Raw genomic sequence first — 19,360 nt, forward strand, 5'->3', positions numbered from 1 at the left:
TGACAATCTAAGGTTTGAACTTTTGCTCCAAGCTCTTTAAGAAACTAATTATCCTATATATTCGAGTATCTTAAACGCTTGTCATATCTCGGTTTTGCCCATATTAGATTTAATCGGAATTATGACTTACTGCTTTCCAATACCATCTCGTTTTTCAATTTCGGAAACTTTTTTTGCAGGTAAGCTACTATATAGTGAATCTACTTGTTTTGGTTGAGAGATTTGTACATCAGCTATAATGTTTACAAGAACGAATAAATGTTCAACTATTTCCGGTGTGTCTTGGATATCGATTGTGCCGGGGTGCACAGCATTATTTCCAACAACCCTAACATAATCTAAAGCCCGTTGTACTTTCACTGGTAAACCTTTCTTTACCAGACTAGCAATATCATTATTTATGTTGTCCCCGGACTCACCAAGATATTTGCACAATTTTTGAATTGCAAGTCTTAAAAGTGCTGCCGCACCTCGCGGTGATTTATTCATGATAGATTTAGCTTCTAAATAGTCAGTAACGATGTCATCTGGCAAATCTTCATTCGGCATCTGAGCATTCCCTCCGGATGGTTCAATCAATTTTTCATGTGACCAAATTGAAATGTCATGACAATGAGAACAGGTTACTAGCTTGAGATATTCAACATTATAGTAACCGTGCTGAGCACTTCGCATTGCAGGTTGCCATGTCTGCAAAGCATACACACCACAAATAGGACAATTGAATGATGTTGCAAGATACTTTGGAGGAAAATATTTCGAATTCATATTTAAATAAGTATAAATGAATTTAACTAAAAACTATCAGAATTATAACATTATCTCGTTAATCAAAATCCTAGGGTTTAATAAACAATATGCTTTTATAATTTAGTTAGAGGTTAGAGAGAGCCTGTACTTATTTCGAATGTGTTGTGTATAAAACGTGCCGAATGATCGAGCATTTTTAAACTGGTACCACAACTTTACCGGAAGATCTTTATGAATATAAGGTCTATTGTTTATGCCAATAATTAAATACCCAGTTTGGCCATTACAACTGTAGAAATTGGCACTAGTAATAAACGAAGACTTGCTGGTGTTTGCATTATCGGTTTGCACAAATGATGCTGAACTAATTTTGTTTATCGCTTCCTGATAGCTTCGGAAAGATGACGGTAAATCTCTACATGGTTGCTGCATGAAAACAGATACCAAATACCATAAGAAGATATTGAGCGCAAACGGCTTCAAGAACATAATATGAAATTAGTTGGTATCTTTAATTGTATCTAGCTTTGCTCCTGCTTCCTCGAGTCCCTCTAATAGGCTCTTCATGAAATTTTCTGAATTGAAGACCACCAACTTGTGTCTATTCCCCAAAGTTGATAGTTCATAAACGTAAATCTTTCCTGTAAACCTTGATAATATTTTACCATCATCATCTACTTCAGAATGAATTTTTTTTGCACCTAGGGCTTTGATAGAATTCAGGAGTTTTGTGTAAGTTGAATTATTGAAAAATTGCAGAATAATTATGTTTAAATATTTAGGATTCGACTCAACCTTAAGCCAGGCCTTTGCTGTGGAATCGGCTGACATCTCATAAGCCCAGGTACTTATTTTATCAATATTTCCTCCTCTAGTTTGTAAATATTCCCAACCTTTTGTGAGAAGTATCTCATTAATTGTTGGCACATCTTTCTTCACAAAGTCTGTTAAATCTGATAGTACAATATTTTGACTAATACAAGCATTAGACCAAATGAGAAATATAAACGTAAAAATCAAAAAAGACTTTTTCAAAACATTTAGTATTTATCTGAAAGATAGAGCTTTACATTCAATATCGCAAATCACTCTTATGTCAAAGTGATTTAAATATTAGCAGGCAGCTATGCACGTTCACAGCCAAGACCGCCGAGAAATAAGATTTAACCCAACAATACGCTGGCTTTAAATTTATTAACTATGGCCTCCCTCCGCTCTTTACTAGTGACCTTTTTCTCTTTATAGGCAAACATCTTTTTAAGCATCCGTAAATCTTCGTGTAACGCCTGGTTCTCCCGCCGGAAGTCCTGCAGTTCTTTTTGTAGTGCGAGCATAAGCAAGCTCAAGTCTACAGTTTGTTTATCATTCATATAGCAATTGTTTTTGCACTATAGTTTCCCCTGCTTGTCCGGTGTAGCCAGTATCCTTGCTCTTGTCTTAGCCATGTGTTTCTGAACTTCAAGCTCAAACTTCTGTTTTTTGGTCAACCGCTTTATTACAGGCACCGGCTTGAACAATAAAAGAACTTCTTCTACCTGTTCCTTAAGGTCTTTAATCTCCCTAAGAGCTTCTAAGAGCAATTCCCTATCTGTTGTCATTATTTACGATCTGGCATATGCGAAGGAATTTTCCTTTTATGGTTCATTCTTATTTATTGCCCAATAATAATAAATAATATTAAATTAGGAGCTAACTATCTGATAATTAGAACGGTGTATAAGTAAAATACAAAAAACACAACATAGAAAAACACAACAACCTATACCACTATCACTGCCGAGCCACGATTGGGACGGGTAATAAACTGCACTCAAGATGCCTTGTTTACGAGAAATCATGTCTTTAACTCATTTACTTACGCATAAATATAATCCCCAACTTGAGTTTTACCTAGATGATTCTGTTGATTTTAAATACATCTAAAATGGAAGCAAAGAAGATTACACTTAGGGACATCGAGTTCCACATCCAAAGGTTAACCGAAGCGCTTGACACATTCAATTCTCAGATTAAAGACGACAAAATTGTGTACCTCGATTATGAGCCTCCCCAAAAAGTAAAACAGCACGATTCGAAAATTGATGAGGACGTTAGGAGGATCCTCCGAAGCAAAGCGACTTTATATGAGAAGATGGAGATGCCGAAGGAATTTATAAAACCACTACTCAACCCTTCCCCCACTGAATTCCAGGAACATAAAGCGAAGTACATCGAGTCTGAGAAAAAGCGTCGGAAAGAACAGGCAGAACAAAGGCTATCGGAAAAGAACCAGCTAAAATCAATTGATAATCATCAACCGCTACATTATCAAAAATTGCGAATTGAAGATATAAAAAGCAATTTTATCATAATTTTCTCGTATGACGAATATTCTGCTTATTACGGCCGTATTGGTCAAATCACTACTTCGATTCAGTTTCCCTTGTCAATATATAAGATCAAAAACGATTTATCCATGGGTGTTATTCCTATGGAGGTTGAATCACTGAATCAAATTAAGGCTCTAGTTGATTCGTCCTTGGTGAGCAAGAAATTGAATAAATACCTACTGGAGCTGGCGATAAAATATCGCATCCCCTTTGATGGACTTGTCTACTCTGCAAATTGGCGCCCTAAATGGTGAATGTGGTTAGGTGATATGAATGTTAAGTAAGGAACAAAAATATTGAGGAAATGGAAGTAATAACAATTGAAACTTCAGCATATTATGAGTTGATAACCCAGATTAAAGACCTAATAGAGGAATCGAAAAGGGTTAATAAGGATATCTTTATTCAGAATAATAGGTATTTAAATGCTGCAGAGGTTGGCGCTATTACAGGCTACTCGGCTAAATCAATTAAGAATAGAAAGGATAGTATCGGCTATATATCAATGGGTGGAGAGCTAAAATTTTTAAAGGCAGATGTGGACAAATGGATGATGAAAAATTATATTGAGCCTATTTAAATTTTGAGCATATTAGATGTCGCATACTTAACGTCTTCTCCGGCTAAATAACATGTTCGAATAATGAACCGCCTCATATTATTAGGGAATGGCTTTGACCTTGCTCACGGGCTGCAAACTCGATATAACGATTTCATTCTTTGGTATTTAAAGAAGTCCTTTTCGAAAGTGGAAATTGGGTCGGGTCATAAAGACAGCCTGATGGAAATTGAGAGTCGATACGAGTTTATTACATTCTTTCATAATTCGCGCACAACCAAGAATGAGCTCATTGATTATTATTATAACACAGGGTTTGACCAGTTTTTCGGGAATGAGAGTCTGTATTTCCAGCCTAGTGTAAGACATACAAATCCATTCATAGTAACACTCTCGACGCTAATGCAAGCATTGATATCAAATTGTAACAATGCAAATTGGGTTGAAATAGAGAACGAATATTACAAAGTGCTTAAGGAGATATTAAACAAAGGATACCAGCAAAAGGAGTATCTGAAATCCTTGAATGCATCGATGAGGACCCTTGTCGCTGAACTTCGAGAATATTTCAGAACAATTAAAGTGAAAAATACAACGGATAAGGTTTTGGAAATTTTTGCATCTCCTATACTCTTTAGAGAACTTACCTACATTGAAGGATCAACACCGGTTTCACAAGTTGCCAAACTAACGCACATTCTTAATTTTAACTACACCGATACCGCAGCACTATATGCTTCATCATCAAGATTTAGCAGTGAAGAAATAGAATTGAATTACATACATGGTTGTGCAAGCGATCCTGACAAACCCTTAATATTCGGTTTTGGTGATGAGCTGGACTCAGATTACGCTACTCTCGAACTATCAAAAATCAATGACTATTTCGAGTTTATTAAGTCATTCGGCTATCTTAAAACTAGTGATTATTATTCGTTACTTCGATTTATAGAGAGTGATGACTACCAGGTTCTTATAATGGGTCACTCATGCGGCCTTTCGGATCGGACGATGTTAAATATGCTTTTCAAGCATAAACACTGCCGATCAATAAAAATTTACTATCATGTAACCGCTGACGGAGAAAATAACTTTACCGAGCTTACGCAAGAAATATCCAGACATTTCAAGGATAAAGAAATGCTTAGGGAGAGGGTTGTAAATTTTCAGTTTTGTAAACCGATGCCACAAATGACTTATGATAGCGTTTGAAAAGCGAAATACACTGTTTCAAGTTAATGATTAGAAATAATGAATGTCAATTTGATCCCCAATCAGGTTTGCTTCGTTTTCTGTTAATTCTCCAGAAACCACTTCCCAGCCTTCAATATCATAAGGGTTTCGTCGAATCTTACCAATCAGAATATTATCTGAATAAATTTCAAATTCAGCTTGATCAAGTTCATGATTCCACCCTGGCACAACCATATAACGAGTACTTTCCAATCCTATTTCAAAGGGTGGATCTGGCACAATCGGATCAGTTTCATCAAGGTGTTCCATACATAAATCTAGTAATAAAGCAATGGGTTTGAAAGTGTACAGGAAATCGAGCAGTATCTTAGGTGTCCAGTATAATTACATGGAAACCTTTTCACCGCGTACTAGGGTGAGCAAATCTTCGTCAGTTATTGCTTCTTCCCATGTTCTAAATGAAGTCTGATAATCAGACCCATAAAATGTATCCTCCTCTAATGAAATCACCCTTTCCAGCTCAGCAAATAAATTGACACCTTCTACTACGATTTCCCTATCAATAAGCATTTGATAATCGTCCGAGGTCATGTCAGAACGCAGTCCGTGAAATATAGTTGGTCGAATGCGATCAGCAACACCATCACCGTCAACCCAATACTGTATTTTTCTCCCGGAAAGTGGGTAATAATCAGTTCTTGTGTATTTCTCGCAATTCTCACTCATCCACTGAGTATATGTCTCTAAATCAACGTTAACTGTATTATTCTCTTGGAAAATAAAATAAGGACTCTTCATTTTTTAAATTAATAAGTGGAATACAACATTCTAACTACTTAGGGTTAACGAATAAATTCAACAGAAACAATTTACGCCATCGTAATCTATCCGATTTGAAATGTCTGGCCTATCCGAATTAATCTTGCTTGAATTTACATCCTTGCTAACTGTATAAGCTGCCATTTCTTCATCAGGGTATGGCTGCATTAAATCAATAATATTTTGTTTTGGTAATGTTGGGTCAATCCATGTATCAATATCACCTGGCTTAAGGATTAATGGCATCCTTTGCTTAAGATTATGAATCTGGCTCATCATATCATTTGGTGGTGTAGTGATGATTGAAAAGGTCTTTAATGTTTCATTAGTTTCCTTGTCCTTCCAAGAACTATATATACCACCAACCAAAAAGTAGTCCGAATTTCTAGGATATATTCTATACGGGTATTTAACACCATTGAAATCCCTGCTCTCAAAAAATGCCGTAAGCGGGATAACGCATCTTTTTGTTGATATCGACGTCTTGAAGGAAGGTAAATCAAAGATTGTCTCGGATCTGGCATTTAGGGTATTGTTGCTTAATTTCTTGGCATCTGCCAGGGTTTTAACCCAAAATGGGACAATTCCCCATGATAATAAATGAATGGCATCATCACCATTAATGTTGGCTATTACAGCAAAATCTTTATGACTAAAGCCATTTGAATGGTACTGTTCTCGGTACTTCTCAGGTTCACGAACCGATCTTCTAAATGACCTTTCCATTTGTTGAACAGTCTGTTTTTGCTCAGAGTTATAACACATTTATAAAGATTTTTCTATTTAAAGATAAGCATAGATAATTATTTTTGCTTGCGGATAGCCTTTAATTCATAGTACCGATCTACTCGCTCAATAAACTCATTAAGCTCTCTCTGAGCCTCTGTAACCCTTTTCGATTTCTCCAGTATCCCCGTTTTCGGGTCTCTGATTTTGAACTTATGAGTATTATCGGCACCGCGATGAATGGTAATCAAATTTCCATCCTGCATAAACTCTTCTGGGGAAAACCATCTATCTGTGTCAGGGTTATAAATCCAAGCATTCGCATAATAAGCATCCTTAGCTATAGCCCGTTTAAGTTGAAAAGCCGGATCACCAGATTGTCTATTTTTCCAAGCGTTCATATCTTTCAGACAAAGGTAGACAAATACTAATAATTTTAGTAATTATGCTTTGTAAAAATATTACTTCTAGCTTTTCTTAATGGTGCTACAGGCTTAAATTATAAACTTGCCGACGGAGCGATAACCCATTCAAAGGTCACATCCGTATTGCTCGATAACATTACTATATCAAATGTTGTGCTTGTTTTATTGGTAACATAGTACTCCTGTGCCGTAGCTGCAGTGTTTGATGGCGTAACCGTGACTGCGTAATTACCTGATACAGTAAAACCTAATGTTACAGTCAATGTTGTAGCCGAAGTTCCTGAATAGGTAAACGAGCCACCGTATCCAGTAAACTTACTGTCCACATAAGCCGTAGTAGCTACCTTTGTGCTATTATCTCCTGCTGTTTGCGTAGTAGCTGTGGTAGCGGATGGCAAAGAAGTTATCGCGTGGGTATGACTCGTAGTGGAAGTGCTATTAGTCGAACTTGAAGTGATACTTGACGGAGTACCCATTGTAATTGTACCAGTTCCTGTGATTGTAGAGAACCCCATTCCAGATCCAGATGCAATCGAAGTCACTGCGGTAGTTAACTTACTGTCAAGCTGTGTCTGTACATTGCTGGTTAGTGAGTTAATGTATTGAAATTCAGCACTCGTAACTGTGCCGTCAGCTATCTTAGTGGCATCAATTCCAGAAGCCAGTGTAGTCGCTATTGCGGTTGTTCCTGTACCTGTTACCGCCCCAGATAGGGTTATACTCTGATTACCTGTTAAATACGTATTATTGTCATAACTTAAAGTCGTTCCTGTTGCCTTTACGAAACCTGTTCCGTTTATTGGGTTTATATCTGCCGTACCATTGAAGGAAACCCCCTGAATATTTCTTGCGGTCTGCAAGGCTGTTGCTGTACCTGCGTTTCCTGTTACACTTGTTTGGTCGCCAGTATTTGTTCCTGAAAGATTTGTTGCCGAAAGTGCGCCCGAATAAACCGTTGCCCCTGTTGTGTAATTAGTGGTTCTGACTATTCCGAAACTTCTCGATGCGAATATTTCATCATTCCCAGACAATGAAGTTTGCCACCTGTAATTAGCTATTGTTCCATCAGTTCCTATTGCTAGGCTTTTTGCTGAAAAGCCATTCGCTCCACTTATTTCAACATCGCCAGCAATAGAAATCACCGACCCTGTTTCTGTCATAATACTATTTTCAATATTTGAAGCTGATGTGAATTTTGCTATTTTACCAGCCGTTCCTCCTGCGGTTGTTACTGTACCTGACGCTCCACCTGTAGCTGTTAACACTCCTGCTGTTAATGAAAGACCAAATCCTACTGTTATCTTGCCTGCAAGACCTGTGTTATTGGCGCCTACTATTACATCACCGGAACTACCGAGGCTTGCAGCGGTGATTGTGCCACCATTTGAATTAAGGGTTAATTGAGCAACCTCATTATTTTGAAGAATTAATTTATTGTTATTACTGCCATTGATAAGAACCTCTGTCGCTGACGGTCTGTTTTGACCAAACCAGTAAGTCGCTGTTGATGCGCCAGAATTAAAATCAACTCTGTCTGCATTAATATCAAAAAGTTTTGTGCCACCGGCTGAAGTTAATGTTAACTTATTAGCATCTATTTGCTCTACTATCGAAGCTATCACCCCGTCTGAACTACGTTTTAATGATAATCTTCCTGCCATTCCAGTTGTGCCGAGTTCAATATTACCATTAAATGATTTAAGTCCTGCAAGTGTTTGTGAATTTGTTGTAACACCTCCCGGATTCGTTGCGTCTGCTGGTTCCAAAGTAATTACCCCACCTGAATAAGACCCTCCCTGAGCGTTTGGAGTTGAGCCGAAAGTTCCGAATGAGATGGTAGGCATATCCCCTATTTTAGCATATCGTGTATCTCCTTTGGGAAAAAAATTAGCAACTGTTTGAATAGACGCTGAATCAATACCAAATGTTCCACTTGATGTAATAGCGGTTTGCGGGGTTAAGCCATAACCAGGGGTAATACTTGTTACTGTGCCGCCGCTTGAAGGACTTGTATTTGTTATCGTAAAGTTTGGATATGTGCCACTTGTGCTAATCCCTGTTCCTGCTGTTAATACTACTGTTTGGTCAGGAAGGGTATTGGTTATTGTAAAGCTAGGATAGTCTCCTGTTGTTGAAATACCTGTGCCTGAATTTAATAAAATCGTTTGATCTGGAGCGGTGTTAGTGATTGTATAAGTTCCGCTCGAAGTGATAGGTGAAGTTCCACCTATACTAATCCCTGTGCCCGCTGTTGCCCCCACGCTTGTAACCGTTCCTACGCTCCATGTTCGATTTACCGATAGGTCTTGAGTGGTGCCATTGATATTTAATGTTCTGGTTAATGGAACAAATCTTGCGTCTGATTCAGTCTTAGTGTAAAAGTTGTATAAACTATCTCGCAATGATTGGGTTGTAGCCAAACGGTGAAAACCCTTACCTGTTGCACCGGATATAAAAGTTGTATCACCACCATCAATCTTATAGTAAATCTGGGTAGAAAGTGGCGTGTAACCAGACGGCAGTGTTGATGTGGTTTGGGCGGTTGATGTGTAACTTAATCCTAAAAGCAAAAATGCGGTAAATAGGGTTTTGAGTGTAGTTTTTAGAGAATTATCCATACACAAAAATCCCTAAAATAGCATTCGATATTTCGTGTCTCAATTAGAGAGAAGTGCCGTTTAAGAAGAACTGAGTGCGATTCTATGAACGGATATTTTAGTGGAGAGCTGTAAAAAACAAAAGTGGCTAACGCGATCTGAGAAGGAACCACGTTAACCACCTTGAAAAATGGATAATAATTACATAGTACTGTTTTGCAGTATGTAAAAGTAGGAGAAATGAGAATATAAATTTTAAAAGGTAGAGCTGCTTTTAAGATTTCATCTAACGTCCGAAAGTGGCCACTTTTATTTTAACAAGTAATTCAAAAATCTAAAATAAACTTACTCAATGGTAACAATGTAGGGGGAAATTGAGAGGAAAGATAAATCAAAAAGGATCAAGGTGACAATTTTAGAATAATCCAGTACCTGAACATCGCTAATATTATTTGAAAACTTGGTTTTTACAGCTTTATTTATGTGTAAATGGGTGTAGTAAAAATGGCCTGAAATGCCCTATTTTTTGAGTTTTACACATAGGTAAACTCCTTTAAATCACACATTTACCTATTGTTTAGGTGTTGGGGTGCAGATACACTAACAATCTGTGGAAAACTCTGATTCGATATCACTAAAACGAATACGGACATTTGAATTAATTAGCCAGGCGTAAACCCGGCTAACTAATTCTGGGTTGAATGGAAGAGGAAGTAAACTTTACACCCGCAAGTGTGCTGCTAATTCCGGTTGAAGATCAGTATCGGCAGATACTGTTATATACTAAGCCCCAGGGGTCGACTCTCTGGGGTTTTTTCTTGTCTCAAAAGTACGCTCCAAAAGATTAAAGAGCAATACCTTTTAACTTCTATTTTCTGCCTATTTATTAACGATTCGTAACGGAACCGCCTTGGCAACTATTTTAGAACCGTTTTGGATGTTGACAACCTTGGCAGCTTGATGACTCATTGCCTACAATACCCTAAATAGCAGACAGTACTCTTCAGGACAGTTAATTAATCAGCTGAGAACCTTAATGTAGGCTTAACTAGAGTATAAACAATTTTAAAAGGAGCAGGAAGGTCTTACACCGGATATGCTTTAAGCTGGTGTAAGGATTATTTGCTGTTAAAGATGGTTAAGTAAGGAATAGACCCTTGAATGTCGTTTTAATCAACTCGTAGAGCAATGATGCATTTTCCGGAGTAACATTCAGCTGAATGATAATGCTGATAATTGTTCCAATGAAAAGGTTTTGCCAGTCGAACTTGTTTAATTTATTGGTTAGCTCCAAAAGATTGTCAAGCTGGTTAATTATTGCCTCGTTTTGCTCTTTAAGTAACGGTATTTGTGTAAGTGAAGACTTAATATGCTCAAACTTATAAGAAATATCTAAATACTCGGCGTGGCTGAACTTAGCGTTATAATTGGGCGTAGTACCTATCAACGACCTCATTTCCTCTAGTAATCTGCCCCATTTATCGGGAGCTATAACTTCCCGCTTAAGGAAATAAAGCCAGTTTGCAAAATAAGACGACACATCATGCCATCCAATTCTTGACGAACTCTCTTTGTAAAAGCTTTCTCCAGGTGCAAAGTTCACTATAAAAGAATTGGCGTATCCATCAGCCTCGAATATTCTGAAATAATATTCTGATCCTGTTAGTTTAAAATGGTCTCCATTGGCTGATTTTTCAAACTGAGAAGGAGAAAAATAACCACCTTGAGTAATTATATCGTAAAGTTGATTCAACTGCGATGGTAGTAACTTCATATGAGTCGGATAAAGTTTAATTGCTTGGATGGAGCTTCATTTCCGAAGGTAGCTAATAGCGTGAAAAAAAATAAAAAAATTTCCGGTTTTGAAAATGTTCTATGTGAAAGGACGCTGCGAATTATCCCATACCTGAGCGACCCCGTACCCTAAAGAAAAACACCTACCGCCCCCATATGCCGAGGGTCTAATATGATGGAATTAGATTTAATCAGTTTAATCAGTCATCAATGAATTTAAAAGAGCAAAAAACGTTGCTGGTGCAACAGAAACAGGGTTTTATTTGGTCATGCCGTTTAAAATGACTATATTCGTGTTCTTGATTCTAGAAGGGATAGCATTTATTGTGACTCCTTGTAAAGTTCCAAGTTTAGCTGTTGCCGTAATTGGCATATACCCTGCATGACTCCCAATTGTGCAGGGTTCTTTTTTTTAATAGCCCTGGCATATCATAAACCCTATATTTTGATCTGTTTAATAGATATACAGATTTGTAAACAACTGTTATACAGGAATTTAAATGAATTTATTTTCACTTTTTCCTTGTGGATACCGATTATTTTTCAGACGTTTGTAGTGCGAATCAATACAAAACTATGTTACTATTTCAATCTACAGGCTTAATTAAAAGAACAGGGCGTACGAGCCCAAAGATGGGTACTTTTCCCCGTGGTAACATGGTGTTGGTTCGCAGCGTACGCCCTTATTTAAAAACCATTTTTATTAAATCATTATGCGAATCAACACCGAAAACACAGTTGTAGCCCTAGATGGGTTCCTGTTAGTCGCCAGCTCAGCAGGCAAAAACAAATTTCATTTATTAATTCTGAATCAGATCACAGGAAAATGTGACTCTATTGTCATGGATGGCGAACTTCCTGCAACGGAGGCAAAACTTTGTGATGAGTTTTACACCATGATCTGTGTATGCGAACTGTTCGGATTTAAAACATTTGAACAGTATCAGGCGGTTTGCGCTGAGCAACAAATGGAGTTGCCAATTACGGATGCACTTGAGGAGTATAATCAAATGGCTGAAAAGTCAAGGTTTTTACTTGCCAACGTTGGGAGCGTTGAAAAAATCTCTGAATTATCAGGGTTATTACAATAACAGCCGAACTATCTATTATATAAATATCCAGGCAGTCAGAAATGGCTGCCTTTTTATTGCCTGATAATCGCTTAAAATAGGGTTAAAAGTAAAAATATGACACCCAAACCGACACCCTAAAATCAAAAAAGCCCCATACAATTAAGTACGAGGCTTTCTTGGTGGTACCAGCTGGAATCGAACCTATTATATTCTCCTTTTACCAAATTTATAATATATTGGTTTAAAACATAAAAAACGTAGATTAGTTTGTTTAGTTTTCAAAAATTATTAAGTTTACATAAACAATAACTGCACCCATAAGTGCACCCTTAATTTGTAACTGACTTAATAATTACTATGGGAACCCTCAGATTTGAACTCAGAAGAGATAAATTGAATGCCCGGAAAATGGCTCCTATCAGCCTGATCTACCAGGTGTCCGGAGATCGAGTCCGGATCCCCACGAATCAATATACATACCCCTGCAACTGGAGCGTTGAGGATCGGCTGGCCATCAACTGTAAAAAGGAGGATGCGGCTTTTCTTATAGGTCCTGCACTTTATAAAATTCCCAAAGCTCTGATCCTTGATACCGAAGCCATCAAGGATATCAATCGGGCACTAAGAGCTATTGAAGATAAAATCAACGATATCGAAACCGTATTTGAGAAAACCGGCATTATTTACACCGCTGAAATGGTGAAGGCCAAATTCAATGAGACCGCAAATAAAAAACATCGTAAAGCTGAGGAAAAAGGTCTACTCTACAAATTTATTGAAGAATACATCGATCTGCACAAAGGCCATAAGAAAGAAGGTTCCATCAAGATCTACCGGACCGTTAAGCAGCACCTGTTGGATTTTGAGAGTGCCAAGCGGATCAGGGTCAGCTTTGAAACCATTGACACTTCCTTCTTTATGAAATTTCAAACGTATCTAAACTTTGACCCGAAAAAAAAGCTAAGCAATTCCTCTGTAGCCAAATACCTGAAAACCATAAAGACCATTATCAATTTTGCGAAAAATGAGAAAGGTATTGCCCTGCCAAAGTATAAGGGATTTCTGATTAAAAAAGAAGATCTTCCAGTGATAGCTTTAACCCAGGAAGAGTTTAATGAGGTAGTGAAAGTGGACCTTAGTAAAAGTCCAAGTCTGGACCGGGTCAGGGATGCGTATGTATTCAGCTCAGTGACTGGCCTCCGGTTCTCTGACATGCAGCAGCTGGAGTGGGATCACATTCAGGATGGAGCTATTGACCTTACCCAGATCAAAACTGCTACACCGGTATTTATTCCCCTGAATAATATTGCTCTCGCAATCCTGGAAAAGAATAAGGATCACGTTAGGCCACTCAAATTGATCACAAATCAAAAAAGTAACGTAGCCATTAAGGATGTAGGCAAAGAGGCCAAAATTGTGGCAATGGTAGAACGAATCAAATTTCGCGGAAATGAGCGGATTTCCGAAATGGTCAAGAAATATACACTGATGTCAATGCACCAAGGCCGTAGGAATTTTATTACTTTCTGCCTGCAGAAAGGCATGCCGGAAAGGGAGCTCATGCGATTCAGTGGCCACAGGGATTTTAAATCGATCAGCCGCTATGTATCCAGCACCAGGGAGCATCAAAGATCACTAATGAAGAAAATCTGGGATGAGGTTGATGAAAAGGAAACAGTATTAAAAGTAGTATAAGTCATGAGCAGCAGAATTCTCACTATCGTGAACGTTTTATATGACACAGCCGAGCAGCTATCAATCAAGATTCCATCGTTCTCAGAGTTGCACAAGAAACACTCTGTACAAAAAAATGATGACGATGAATTAACGGAACATGACATCTATCAGTTTATTCTTGACGACATCCAAGAGGCTTTTGATAATTTTTTGTTTAATGACCCTCAAATTGGCTTAGGCGAACAGCAGGAGACTATTGCAAAACCATTTGTCGTATCTGCCCTAAATGCGGTTTACTTATCGAATCTCAAATTTTCGTTGCTTCGCTTCATCTCAAAAAACACTGCTAAAGAACTCAGTTCGATGCATTTTTCTGTTTACAAAGAGTATGATGATGGCAGAGAGTATATTGATGACCGAGAGTATATTGTTTCTCAAGGAGACGGTGAGGCACTGTTAAAACCTCTAAAGACTATCCTTAACCAACTAACAATCTTTCTCAATGAGCATTACAATTATGTTAGACCAAAAGCAAGTCAAAACATCCTCAATGACGAAAATCTCAAGTTGAAAATGCTCAATGAAATACAACCAGTATTTCAGGAGTGTGGTTTCGAAGTTGATAGTAGGACGTTTATTGATTCCTTGTTGCTTTTCCTGACCCTTGAAGAATATGATGGCTTAAGGTTGGGTAGCTACCATTCGCTTAGTGATAGGTCTACTAAAGATAAAAACTGGGTGCATTGGTTCTTCTATGCACTATATCAGGCGTCACTCATTTACAGGGGAAGTACCGGAAGTAAAGCTCTCTCCAAAAAGATAGGTACCTACTTAGAAAAATGCTTCGAACCGTCTATCGCGGCCGATTCAATGACGACTTATATCAGTAATGAGTTTGCAGATAACGAGACACATGGCACTACTGTCAAAAAACACCACTGGAAAACAACTGGCTACAGATTATTATAAATTATAAAAAGAATAACTTTTATAATTCTAACCCGCTTCTACATTAGCCTTCGTAATCAAAATCATTACGTATGGCTATCGAATTACTTACCAAAGAAGATGTTCGGGAAATTCTAAGAGAAGAACTTATCCGTGTCCTACCAGACTTACTCCCTAAGCCTGATGAAGCACCTGTCACCGGAGGAAAGGTTTGTGCCCGTTTCAGCATTTCACATGTAACCCTTGCTAAATATCGTGACCTGGGGAAAATTCCTTGCATAAAAATAGGAAAGTGCTACCGGTACATATTATCTGATGTGGAAGAGGCTTTAACTAAAATTGGCTTGGTGTAATGCTATACTCCTTCAGCATAAACCAGAAAGCAATGGTAGAGCTCAATCTCGACCTTGACTTTAATGACATGGCAATTTGGGCTTTCATCCACAAGTTCAGCACATCGCAATCGTGTAGAAAAATTCATGAGGATGGGACAACTTATTTCTGGGTAAGCCGGGAGTTAATCGTTGACCAACTTCCTAAACTATGCATCGGTAGCAAATCCGGCATAAGGCAGAGAGTCGAAAAGCTGATAAAGGCAAAATTAATAGTAAGGCACCCAGACAACAGGAAGATGAACCAGTCCTTCTATGCCTTTGGACCAAACGCCGAACGCTTGTTTTTTGAAAGTACACCTGGTCTTAAAAAAGATCAGCACCTGGTCGTAAAAAAGACCAGCCCTGCTCTTTCTGAAGATATGTATAATAATAATAAACAAGTTAATAAAGGAAAAGATGGAGAGCCCTCTCCCATTTTGTCAAATCAAAGGGGCATTGAAACTTCTAATAAACACCAAAAAGAAATTTTCAAAGAGGCGTCGGCCTGGCGTGATCTTACCAAAGGACATGAACACCAGACAGCCCAGTCAGAAGATATGCGATCATTAGACCCATTAAAATATGGCCGTGATCGATTAAAGCTTGAAATGTCCGAAGTCAATAGCAAATTCCCTGGAACCTTCTCAAACTTACTCTTGAATGAATTCTATGATCACTGGACAGAACCTAATAAGTCGAAGACTAAGGTGAAATGGCAGATGCAGGACACCTGGGACACATATAAGCGATTAAAAACCTGGCAGCGAAATGACGACAAGTGGAATAAATCTACCAAGATTACTGGATCAGAATCTACTCCGGCATATACCATCGGTCAGAAACACAACGCTGCAGGATGATGAAAATTAAAGAATTGTAAAGAAATGGCGAAAAACAGCAATAGCAATGTAGAAAATCGACGTGATCAAGTCATGGAGATGTACTTGATGGGGAAAACGCAGACAGAAATTGCAAAATTGTTATTAGTGACGGAAGGTTTAGTCAGTCAGGATATCAAGAAAAGGAAAAAGGAATGGAAAGAAAGACGAGCTGCCTCTTATGAGGACAAGCTAAATGAGGAGTTGGCGAAAATTGACAAACTGGAACGGGAGTATTATGAAGCATGGGTAAGATCCCGGACCAATTATAAGAAGCGAGGAGTAAAAATTAAAGGAGTAGCATCCAATCCATCACCCGAATCTCAAGAAATTACAGAATCCGAAATCGTCAAGGATGGTAATTCGAGATTTCTAAATGGAGTAATGAGTTGCATTGATCGAAGAGCCAGACTCTTGGGACTGGATGCTCCAACTAAAAGCATTATTGAAGACACCTTTTTAAACTTCCTGATGCATACAGATGGTCATCCTGGCATCAATAACGAATCATAGAATATGAGAAAGAGAATTAATTCGAGTGATCTTTTAGAATCACTTTCTGCCTTCCAGGCAGCATTTTATAAAACTTTGACAACTGATGAAGCAGCCCTCTATGCAGATTATCAAGAATTACTTGAGGATCGGCATGACCAAGCCGTCAAGATTAAATCCGACAAAAAGAGATTGGCCTTAATTACAAGTCCGGTGCCGGATCACCTGTTGGAGATCCAAAAAAAAGAACAAGAATTTTTTAATAATTATCACAATAAAAACTAAAACAATGGAAATTAAAGAATTTGTCAGATCTCTAAGCGCAGATCAATTAAAGGGGCTAATTAGGTTTAGTAAACACCGCCTTCGAGGAGGTATCACAGGTGCCATAGAAGATCACCTTGAAGGTAACAGTGAAGACTTTGAATTCGTATTTGGAGATCCCGCCGATGATAGCTCTAAAGCAAATCAAACACATCCCGGAACAAATCCACCGAAAGCAGCAACCGAAGGCGCGGATCCAGCGGTAAAGCGGTTAGCAGAGGCGAAAATGGCAGAATACAATAAAGGCTTAGAAGTCGGAAAAAAAATGGCAGAATTCAACGAAACAAAGAATTTTGCACACTTACGTGGACAAAGGTAGGCGGCTATTAGGCTTGAATAAATAACACTAAATCTTAAAGAAATGATTTCAACAAACGAAAATAATACTGCAACAATTGGGTCTAATACTACGCAGCCTCATCTAATGGTCTTGGATCAATATGGTTACGATAGAGCAAAAGAAGCACATGAACGTTGCGCAAAATATCTTAACGACCTGCTGCAAGATTACCAAAAAATTGTGGGCGGTGAACTTACAGTAGAGGATTTTGAAGCATTCAGAAGTGGATCCAGATCAACTGTCTATAAGCGATTCACCGATTTAATCAAAAGCAAGTGTGAGCATATTTTTCCGGAGTCAATTAGACATGAGCATGAAAAGGCTTACCGAAAAGGATCAGGCGATTTCTTCACAGTTTTAGAAATTCGACTTAGTGGACTCGGCAGATTCTATAATGCTGTTGGTTTTAATATAGGGCTAATTCGATTCGTTGAAAGCAAGGCCGTTTTCGATGAGTCTGATGCTGAAATGTTATTAAGGACACGATTCTCAATTGATATTTCCCTGCCTCGTTTCCAAGAAATCCTATTTGAGTTTAACAAGTTGAGCCAACAATATGAGAGCTTTAGGACCTTCCTGAGTGACAATATCAACCTCTATGGAATTGATCCATATAAAGGATCTATTATGGGGCAGAACGGTGCTCTGATAGAGTTGGATCCAATGAACGAAACCGAAATGAAATTGAACTGGCAGAAGCTTCAGGGACACGTTATAAGGGGTTAGACCCATAACAGACCTAATCCACCCCCTAAATCAATAGAAATGGAAAACATAAATTTAAACCCAAGAGTAAAAAGTAAAGATCTCTTAATTGACCCCTCTCAACATGTGATATGTTCAGACCTACATTGCTACAACCTTTCCAAAGATGCCCATATCTCCTTCACACGGTTATTAAATGAAACAATGACCGAATTCACCGAGGCCACTGGCCAGGTGATCACAGACGAAGAGTTTGACATATTCCTACACTTCGATATTTCACGAATGCAGAATCTTTACTCAAACCGGGTAACAAAGAAGTGTGAGAATATTTTTCCGGAGTCATTACGAAAAGAACGTGAAAATGGATATTACCAATCAAACCCGGACTTCTTTCCACGTTTGCGCAGTAGATACGAACATTCATGTCGCATAAAAAATACTCAACACTTCGACTTACGTAGAATTAGATTTGTTGAAGGGAAGGCTGTATTCACGGACGACGATGCAGATCTGTTGTTGAGAGAGAAATTCTCTACTGACCTTACCGATCCGAAGATGAAAGCACTAATGCTGGAATTTCAGAAATTAAGCCAGCAATATGAGAAGTTCAGAAAATTCCTTGAGGAAAACACTCCTCTCTATGGAGTTAACCCCTCGAACGAGCCTCTTATTGGTTCAAGCGGACAGTTCATCGATATCCATCCTGCGAAAAATCCTCAAATGAGCCTGAACCCGAACAGATTATCGGTAATATCAAACGCGAACACAGGTCGATTCCTAACAGACCTAACTCACCTTAACCCATAAAATTGATAATCAAGCAGTTAAATTATGCAGCCTCAAACATGGTGCATATAATGGTGCAAATCCAATTATGTTAAAGCCAAAATTCACTAAAAACGATATCGCAGCTCATATTCGGGAGCAGCATAGAGCTTTTAATAAAGCTCTTGAATCCCGGCTGATCCGCACCGGTGAGGAGTTTGTCAAAGAAGCCCGGGAAACAAATACTTATCGTGATCAAACCGGTAACCTGAGAAGCTCCATTGGCTATATCCTAACATATAATGGCAATGTCATCGCAGGAGATTTCACTAATACCGCATCCGGGGATGGCGCTTCAGAGGCTGAGAAGCTGGCTAACCAGCTGGCCGCCGAGCATACTAAGGGATACAGCCTGATAGTGGTAGCTGGGATGGATTATGCAGCGGCGGTCGAAAGTCGAGGCTTGGATGTGATTTCTGGCACATCTCAGGTAATTGAAGAGCGGCTAAAAAAACAAATAGCCAGAATAATGAACAAACGTTAGATAC

General features: G+C 38.5%; 25 protein-coding genes. 14 read left to right on the forward strand and 11 right to left on the reverse strand.

Going from position 1 to position 19,360, the window contains the following annotated elements; genetic code table 11:
• Positions 1–126: 126 nt before the first annotated feature.
• The 5 genes from VGE44_RS14480 to VGE44_RS14495 all read right to left on the reverse strand — a co-directional run bounded on the left by VGE44_RS14480 (position 127) and on the right by VGE44_RS14495 (position 2,348).
• Entirely contained in the window at positions 127–768 is a 642-nt protein-coding gene (locus VGE44_RS14480; RefSeq protein ID WP_331080375.1) for a DUF4145 domain-containing protein, read from the reverse strand.
• Positions 769–870: 102 nt separating this feature from the next.
• Complete coding sequence (locus VGE44_RS18465; RefSeq protein ID WP_414649339.1) at positions 871–1,239, reverse strand: KTSC domain-containing protein; 369 nt, start codon at positions 1,237–1,239, stop codon at positions 871–873.
• Between the two features lie 9 nt (positions 1,240–1,248).
• Positions 1,249–1,689: a hypothetical protein gene (locus tag VGE44_RS14485; protein WP_331080377.1), complete on the reverse strand. Its 441-nt coding sequence runs from the start codon at positions 1,687–1,689 to the stop codon at positions 1,249–1,251.
• Between the two features lie 224 nt (positions 1,690–1,913).
• Positions 1,914–2,120 carry a hypothetical protein gene (locus tag VGE44_RS14490; RefSeq protein WP_331080379.1) on the reverse strand — a complete coding sequence of 69 codons (207 nt, stop codon included), beginning with the start codon at positions 2,118–2,120 and terminating at the stop codon, positions 1,914–1,916.
• A gap of 18 nt (positions 2,121–2,138) precedes the next feature.
• Complete coding sequence (locus VGE44_RS14495) at positions 2,139–2,348, reverse strand: hypothetical protein (RefSeq protein WP_331080381.1); 210 nt, start codon at positions 2,346–2,348, stop codon at positions 2,139–2,141.
• 326 nt (positions 2,349–2,674) lie between these two features.
• Between VGE44_RS14495 and VGE44_RS14500 the strand changes: the two genes are divergently transcribed.
• The 3 genes from VGE44_RS14500 (at position 2,675) to VGE44_RS14510 (ending at position 4,890) form a co-directional block, all read left to right on the forward strand.
• Positions 2,675–3,373 (forward strand): hypothetical protein, encoded by a 699-nt coding sequence (locus VGE44_RS14500; RefSeq protein WP_331080383.1) that lies wholly within the window; start codon positions 2,675–2,677, stop codon positions 3,371–3,373.
• Between the two features lie 50 nt (positions 3,374–3,423).
• Positions 3,424–3,699, forward strand: coding sequence for a hypothetical protein (locus tag VGE44_RS14505; RefSeq protein ID WP_331080385.1), 276 nt, complete (start codon positions 3,424–3,426; stop codon positions 3,697–3,699).
• Between the two features lie 63 nt (positions 3,700–3,762).
• The gene (locus VGE44_RS14510) at positions 3,763–4,890 is read left to right on the forward strand and encodes an AbiH family protein (RefSeq protein WP_331080387.1); all 1,128 of its coding nucleotides are present in this window, start codon (positions 3,763–3,765) and stop codon (positions 4,888–4,890) included.
• 30 nt (positions 4,891–4,920) lie between these two features.
• Here VGE44_RS14510 and VGE44_RS14515 read toward each other — a convergent pair whose 3' ends face one another.
• The 6 genes from VGE44_RS14515 to VGE44_RS14540 form a co-directional block, all read right to left on the reverse strand.
• Entirely contained in the window at positions 4,921–5,181 is a 261-nt protein-coding gene (locus tag VGE44_RS14515; protein WP_331080389.1) for a hypothetical protein, read from the reverse strand.
• A 75-nt stretch (positions 5,182–5,256) separates the two neighbouring features.
• Positions 5,257–5,670: a hypothetical protein gene (locus VGE44_RS14520; RefSeq protein WP_331080391.1), complete on the reverse strand. Its 414-nt coding sequence runs from the start codon at positions 5,668–5,670 to the stop codon at positions 5,257–5,259.
• A 57-nt stretch (positions 5,671–5,727) separates the two neighbouring features.
• Positions 5,728–6,456 (reverse strand): SOS response-associated peptidase, encoded by a 729-nt coding sequence (locus tag VGE44_RS14525; protein ID WP_331080393.1) that lies wholly within the window; start codon positions 6,454–6,456, stop codon positions 5,728–5,730.
• A 38-nt stretch (positions 6,457–6,494) separates the two neighbouring features.
• Complete coding sequence (locus VGE44_RS14530; RefSeq protein ID WP_331080395.1) at positions 6,495–6,818, reverse strand: hypothetical protein; 324 nt, start codon at positions 6,816–6,818, stop codon at positions 6,495–6,497.
• Between the two features lie 98 nt (positions 6,819–6,916).
• The gene (locus VGE44_RS14535; RefSeq protein ID WP_331080397.1) at positions 6,917–9,460 is read right to left on the reverse strand and encodes a hypothetical protein; all 2,544 of its coding nucleotides are present in this window, start codon (positions 9,458–9,460) and stop codon (positions 6,917–6,919) included.
• Positions 9,461–10,577: 1,117 nt separating this feature from the next.
• Positions 10,578–11,213, reverse strand: a complete 636-nt coding sequence (locus VGE44_RS14540; protein ID WP_331080399.1) for a hypothetical protein — start codon at positions 11,211–11,213, stop codon at positions 10,578–10,580.
• A 733-nt stretch (positions 11,214–11,946) separates the two neighbouring features.
• On the opposite strand from VGE44_RS14540, the gene VGE44_RS14545 reads away from it, so the two are divergent.
• The 11 genes from VGE44_RS14545 to VGE44_RS14595 all read left to right on the forward strand — a co-directional run bounded on the left by VGE44_RS14545 (position 11,947) and on the right by VGE44_RS14595 (position 19,356).
• Entirely contained in the window at positions 11,947–12,324 is a 378-nt protein-coding gene (locus tag VGE44_RS14545; RefSeq protein ID WP_331080401.1) for a hypothetical protein, read from the forward strand.
• Positions 12,325–12,663: 339 nt separating this feature from the next.
• Positions 12,664–14,001 (forward strand): site-specific integrase, encoded by a 1,338-nt coding sequence (locus VGE44_RS14550; protein ID WP_331080403.1) that lies wholly within the window; start codon positions 12,664–12,666, stop codon positions 13,999–14,001.
• Positions 14,002–14,004: 3 nt separating this feature from the next.
• On the forward strand, positions 14,005–14,952 hold the full coding sequence (locus tag VGE44_RS14555) for a hypothetical protein (RefSeq protein WP_331080405.1): 948 nt from the start codon (positions 14,005–14,007) through the stop codon (positions 14,950–14,952).
• A gap of 71 nt (positions 14,953–15,023) precedes the next feature.
• On the forward strand, positions 15,024–15,284 hold the full coding sequence (locus tag VGE44_RS14560) for a helix-turn-helix domain-containing protein (protein ID WP_331080407.1): 261 nt from the start codon (positions 15,024–15,026) through the stop codon (positions 15,282–15,284).
• A gap of 32 nt (positions 15,285–15,316) precedes the next feature.
• Positions 15,317–16,165, forward strand: a complete 849-nt coding sequence (locus tag VGE44_RS14565) for a hypothetical protein (RefSeq protein WP_331080409.1) — start codon at positions 15,317–15,319, stop codon at positions 16,163–16,165.
• A gap of 126 nt (positions 16,166–16,291) precedes the next feature.
• Positions 16,292–16,696, forward strand: a complete 405-nt coding sequence (locus tag VGE44_RS14570; RefSeq protein ID WP_331080411.1) for a hypothetical protein — start codon at positions 16,292–16,294, stop codon at positions 16,694–16,696.
• A 3-nt stretch (positions 16,697–16,699) separates the two neighbouring features.
• Positions 16,700–16,960 carry a hypothetical protein gene (locus tag VGE44_RS14575; RefSeq protein WP_331080412.1) on the forward strand — a complete coding sequence of 87 codons (261 nt, stop codon included), beginning with the start codon at positions 16,700–16,702 and terminating at the stop codon, positions 16,958–16,960.
• Positions 16,961–16,964: 4 nt separating this feature from the next.
• Positions 16,965–17,318, forward strand: a complete 354-nt coding sequence (locus tag VGE44_RS14580; protein WP_331080414.1) for a hypothetical protein — start codon at positions 16,965–16,967, stop codon at positions 17,316–17,318.
• A 42-nt stretch (positions 17,319–17,360) separates the two neighbouring features.
• A complete protein-coding gene (locus VGE44_RS14585) occupies positions 17,361–18,065 on the forward strand; it encodes a hypothetical protein (RefSeq protein WP_331080416.1) in 705 nt (234 codons plus the stop codon).
• A 39-nt stretch (positions 18,066–18,104) separates the two neighbouring features.
• The gene (locus VGE44_RS14590; RefSeq protein ID WP_331080418.1) at positions 18,105–18,854 is read left to right on the forward strand and encodes a hypothetical protein; all 750 of its coding nucleotides are present in this window, start codon (positions 18,105–18,107) and stop codon (positions 18,852–18,854) included.
• 67 nt (positions 18,855–18,921) lie between these two features.
• Complete coding sequence (locus VGE44_RS14595; protein WP_331080420.1) at positions 18,922–19,356, forward strand: hypothetical protein; 435 nt, start codon at positions 18,922–18,924, stop codon at positions 19,354–19,356.
• Positions 19,357–19,360: the final 4 nt, after the last annotated feature.

Origin of the sequence: Daejeonella sp. (assembly GCF_036405355.1) — a bacterium.
Lineage (GTDB): Bacteria > Bacteroidota > Bacteroidia > Sphingobacteriales > Sphingobacteriaceae > Daejeonella.

Bases quoted from the DNA above. Each gene is read 5' to 3' on its own strand.
- VGE44_RS14525 (WP_331080393.1), bottom strand. From the start codon at position 6,456: ATGTGTTATAACTCTGAGCAAAAACAGACTGTTCAACAAATGGAAAGG.
- VGE44_RS14555 (WP_331080405.1), top strand. From the start codon at position 14,005: ATGAGCAGCAGAATTCTCACTATCGTGAACGTTTTATATGACACAGCC.
- VGE44_RS18465 (WP_414649339.1), bottom strand. From the start codon at position 1,239: ATGTTCTTGAAGCCGTTTGCGCTCAATATCTTCTTATGGTATTTGGTA.
- VGE44_RS14575 (WP_331080412.1), top strand. From the start codon at position 16,700: ATGAGAAAGAGAATTAATTCGAGTGATCTTTTAGAATCACTTTCTGCC.
- VGE44_RS14480 (WP_331080375.1), bottom strand. From the start codon at position 768: ATGAATTCGAAATATTTTCCTCCAAAGTATCTTGCAACATCATTCAAT.
- VGE44_RS14560 (WP_331080407.1), top strand. From the start codon at position 15,024: ATGGCTATCGAATTACTTACCAAAGAAGATGTTCGGGAAATTCTAAGA.
- VGE44_RS14530 (WP_331080395.1), bottom strand. From the start codon at position 6,818: ATGAACGCTTGGAAAAATAGACAATCTGGTGATCCGGCTTTTCAACTT.
- VGE44_RS14595 (WP_331080420.1), top strand. From the start codon at position 18,922: ATGTTAAAGCCAAAATTCACTAAAAACGATATCGCAGCTCATATTCGG.
- VGE44_RS14505 (WP_331080385.1), top strand. From the start codon at position 3,424: ATGGAAGTAATAACAATTGAAACTTCAGCATATTATGAGTTGATAACC.
- VGE44_RS14585 (WP_331080416.1), top strand. From the start codon at position 17,361: ATGATTTCAACAAACGAAAATAATACTGCAACAATTGGGTCTAATACT.
- VGE44_RS14495 (WP_331080381.1), bottom strand. From the start codon at position 2,348: ATGACAACAGATAGGGAATTGCTCTTAGAAGCTCTTAGGGAGATTAAA.
- VGE44_RS14515 (WP_331080389.1), bottom strand. From the start codon at position 5,181: ATGGAACACCTTGATGAAACTGATCCGATTGTGCCAGATCCACCCTTT.
- VGE44_RS14520 (WP_331080391.1), bottom strand. From the start codon at position 5,670: ATGAAGAGTCCTTATTTTATTTTCCAAGAGAATAATACAGTTAACGTT.
- VGE44_RS14545 (WP_331080401.1), top strand. From the start codon at position 11,947: ATGCGAATCAACACCGAAAACACAGTTGTAGCCCTAGATGGGTTCCTG.
- VGE44_RS14590 (WP_331080418.1), top strand. From the start codon at position 18,105: ATGGAAAACATAAATTTAAACCCAAGAGTAAAAAGTAAAGATCTCTTA.
- VGE44_RS14540 (WP_331080399.1), bottom strand. From the start codon at position 11,213: ATGAAGTTACTACCATCGCAGTTGAATCAACTTTACGATATAATTACT.
- VGE44_RS14510 (WP_331080387.1), top strand. From the start codon at position 3,763: ATGAACCGCCTCATATTATTAGGGAATGGCTTTGACCTTGCTCACGGG.
- VGE44_RS14580 (WP_331080414.1), top strand. From the start codon at position 16,965: ATGGAAATTAAAGAATTTGTCAGATCTCTAAGCGCAGATCAATTAAAG.
- VGE44_RS14490 (WP_331080379.1), bottom strand. From the start codon at position 2,120: ATGAATGATAAACAAACTGTAGACTTGAGCTTGCTTATGCTCGCACTA.
- VGE44_RS14565 (WP_331080409.1), top strand. From the start codon at position 15,317: ATGGTAGAGCTCAATCTCGACCTTGACTTTAATGACATGGCAATTTGG.
- VGE44_RS14535 (WP_331080397.1), bottom strand. From the start codon at position 9,460: ATGGATAATTCTCTAAAAACTACACTCAAAACCCTATTTACCGCATTT.
- VGE44_RS14550 (WP_331080403.1), top strand. From the start codon at position 12,664: ATGGGAACCCTCAGATTTGAACTCAGAAGAGATAAATTGAATGCCCGG.
- VGE44_RS14500 (WP_331080383.1), top strand. From the start codon at position 2,675: ATGGAAGCAAAGAAGATTACACTTAGGGACATCGAGTTCCACATCCAA.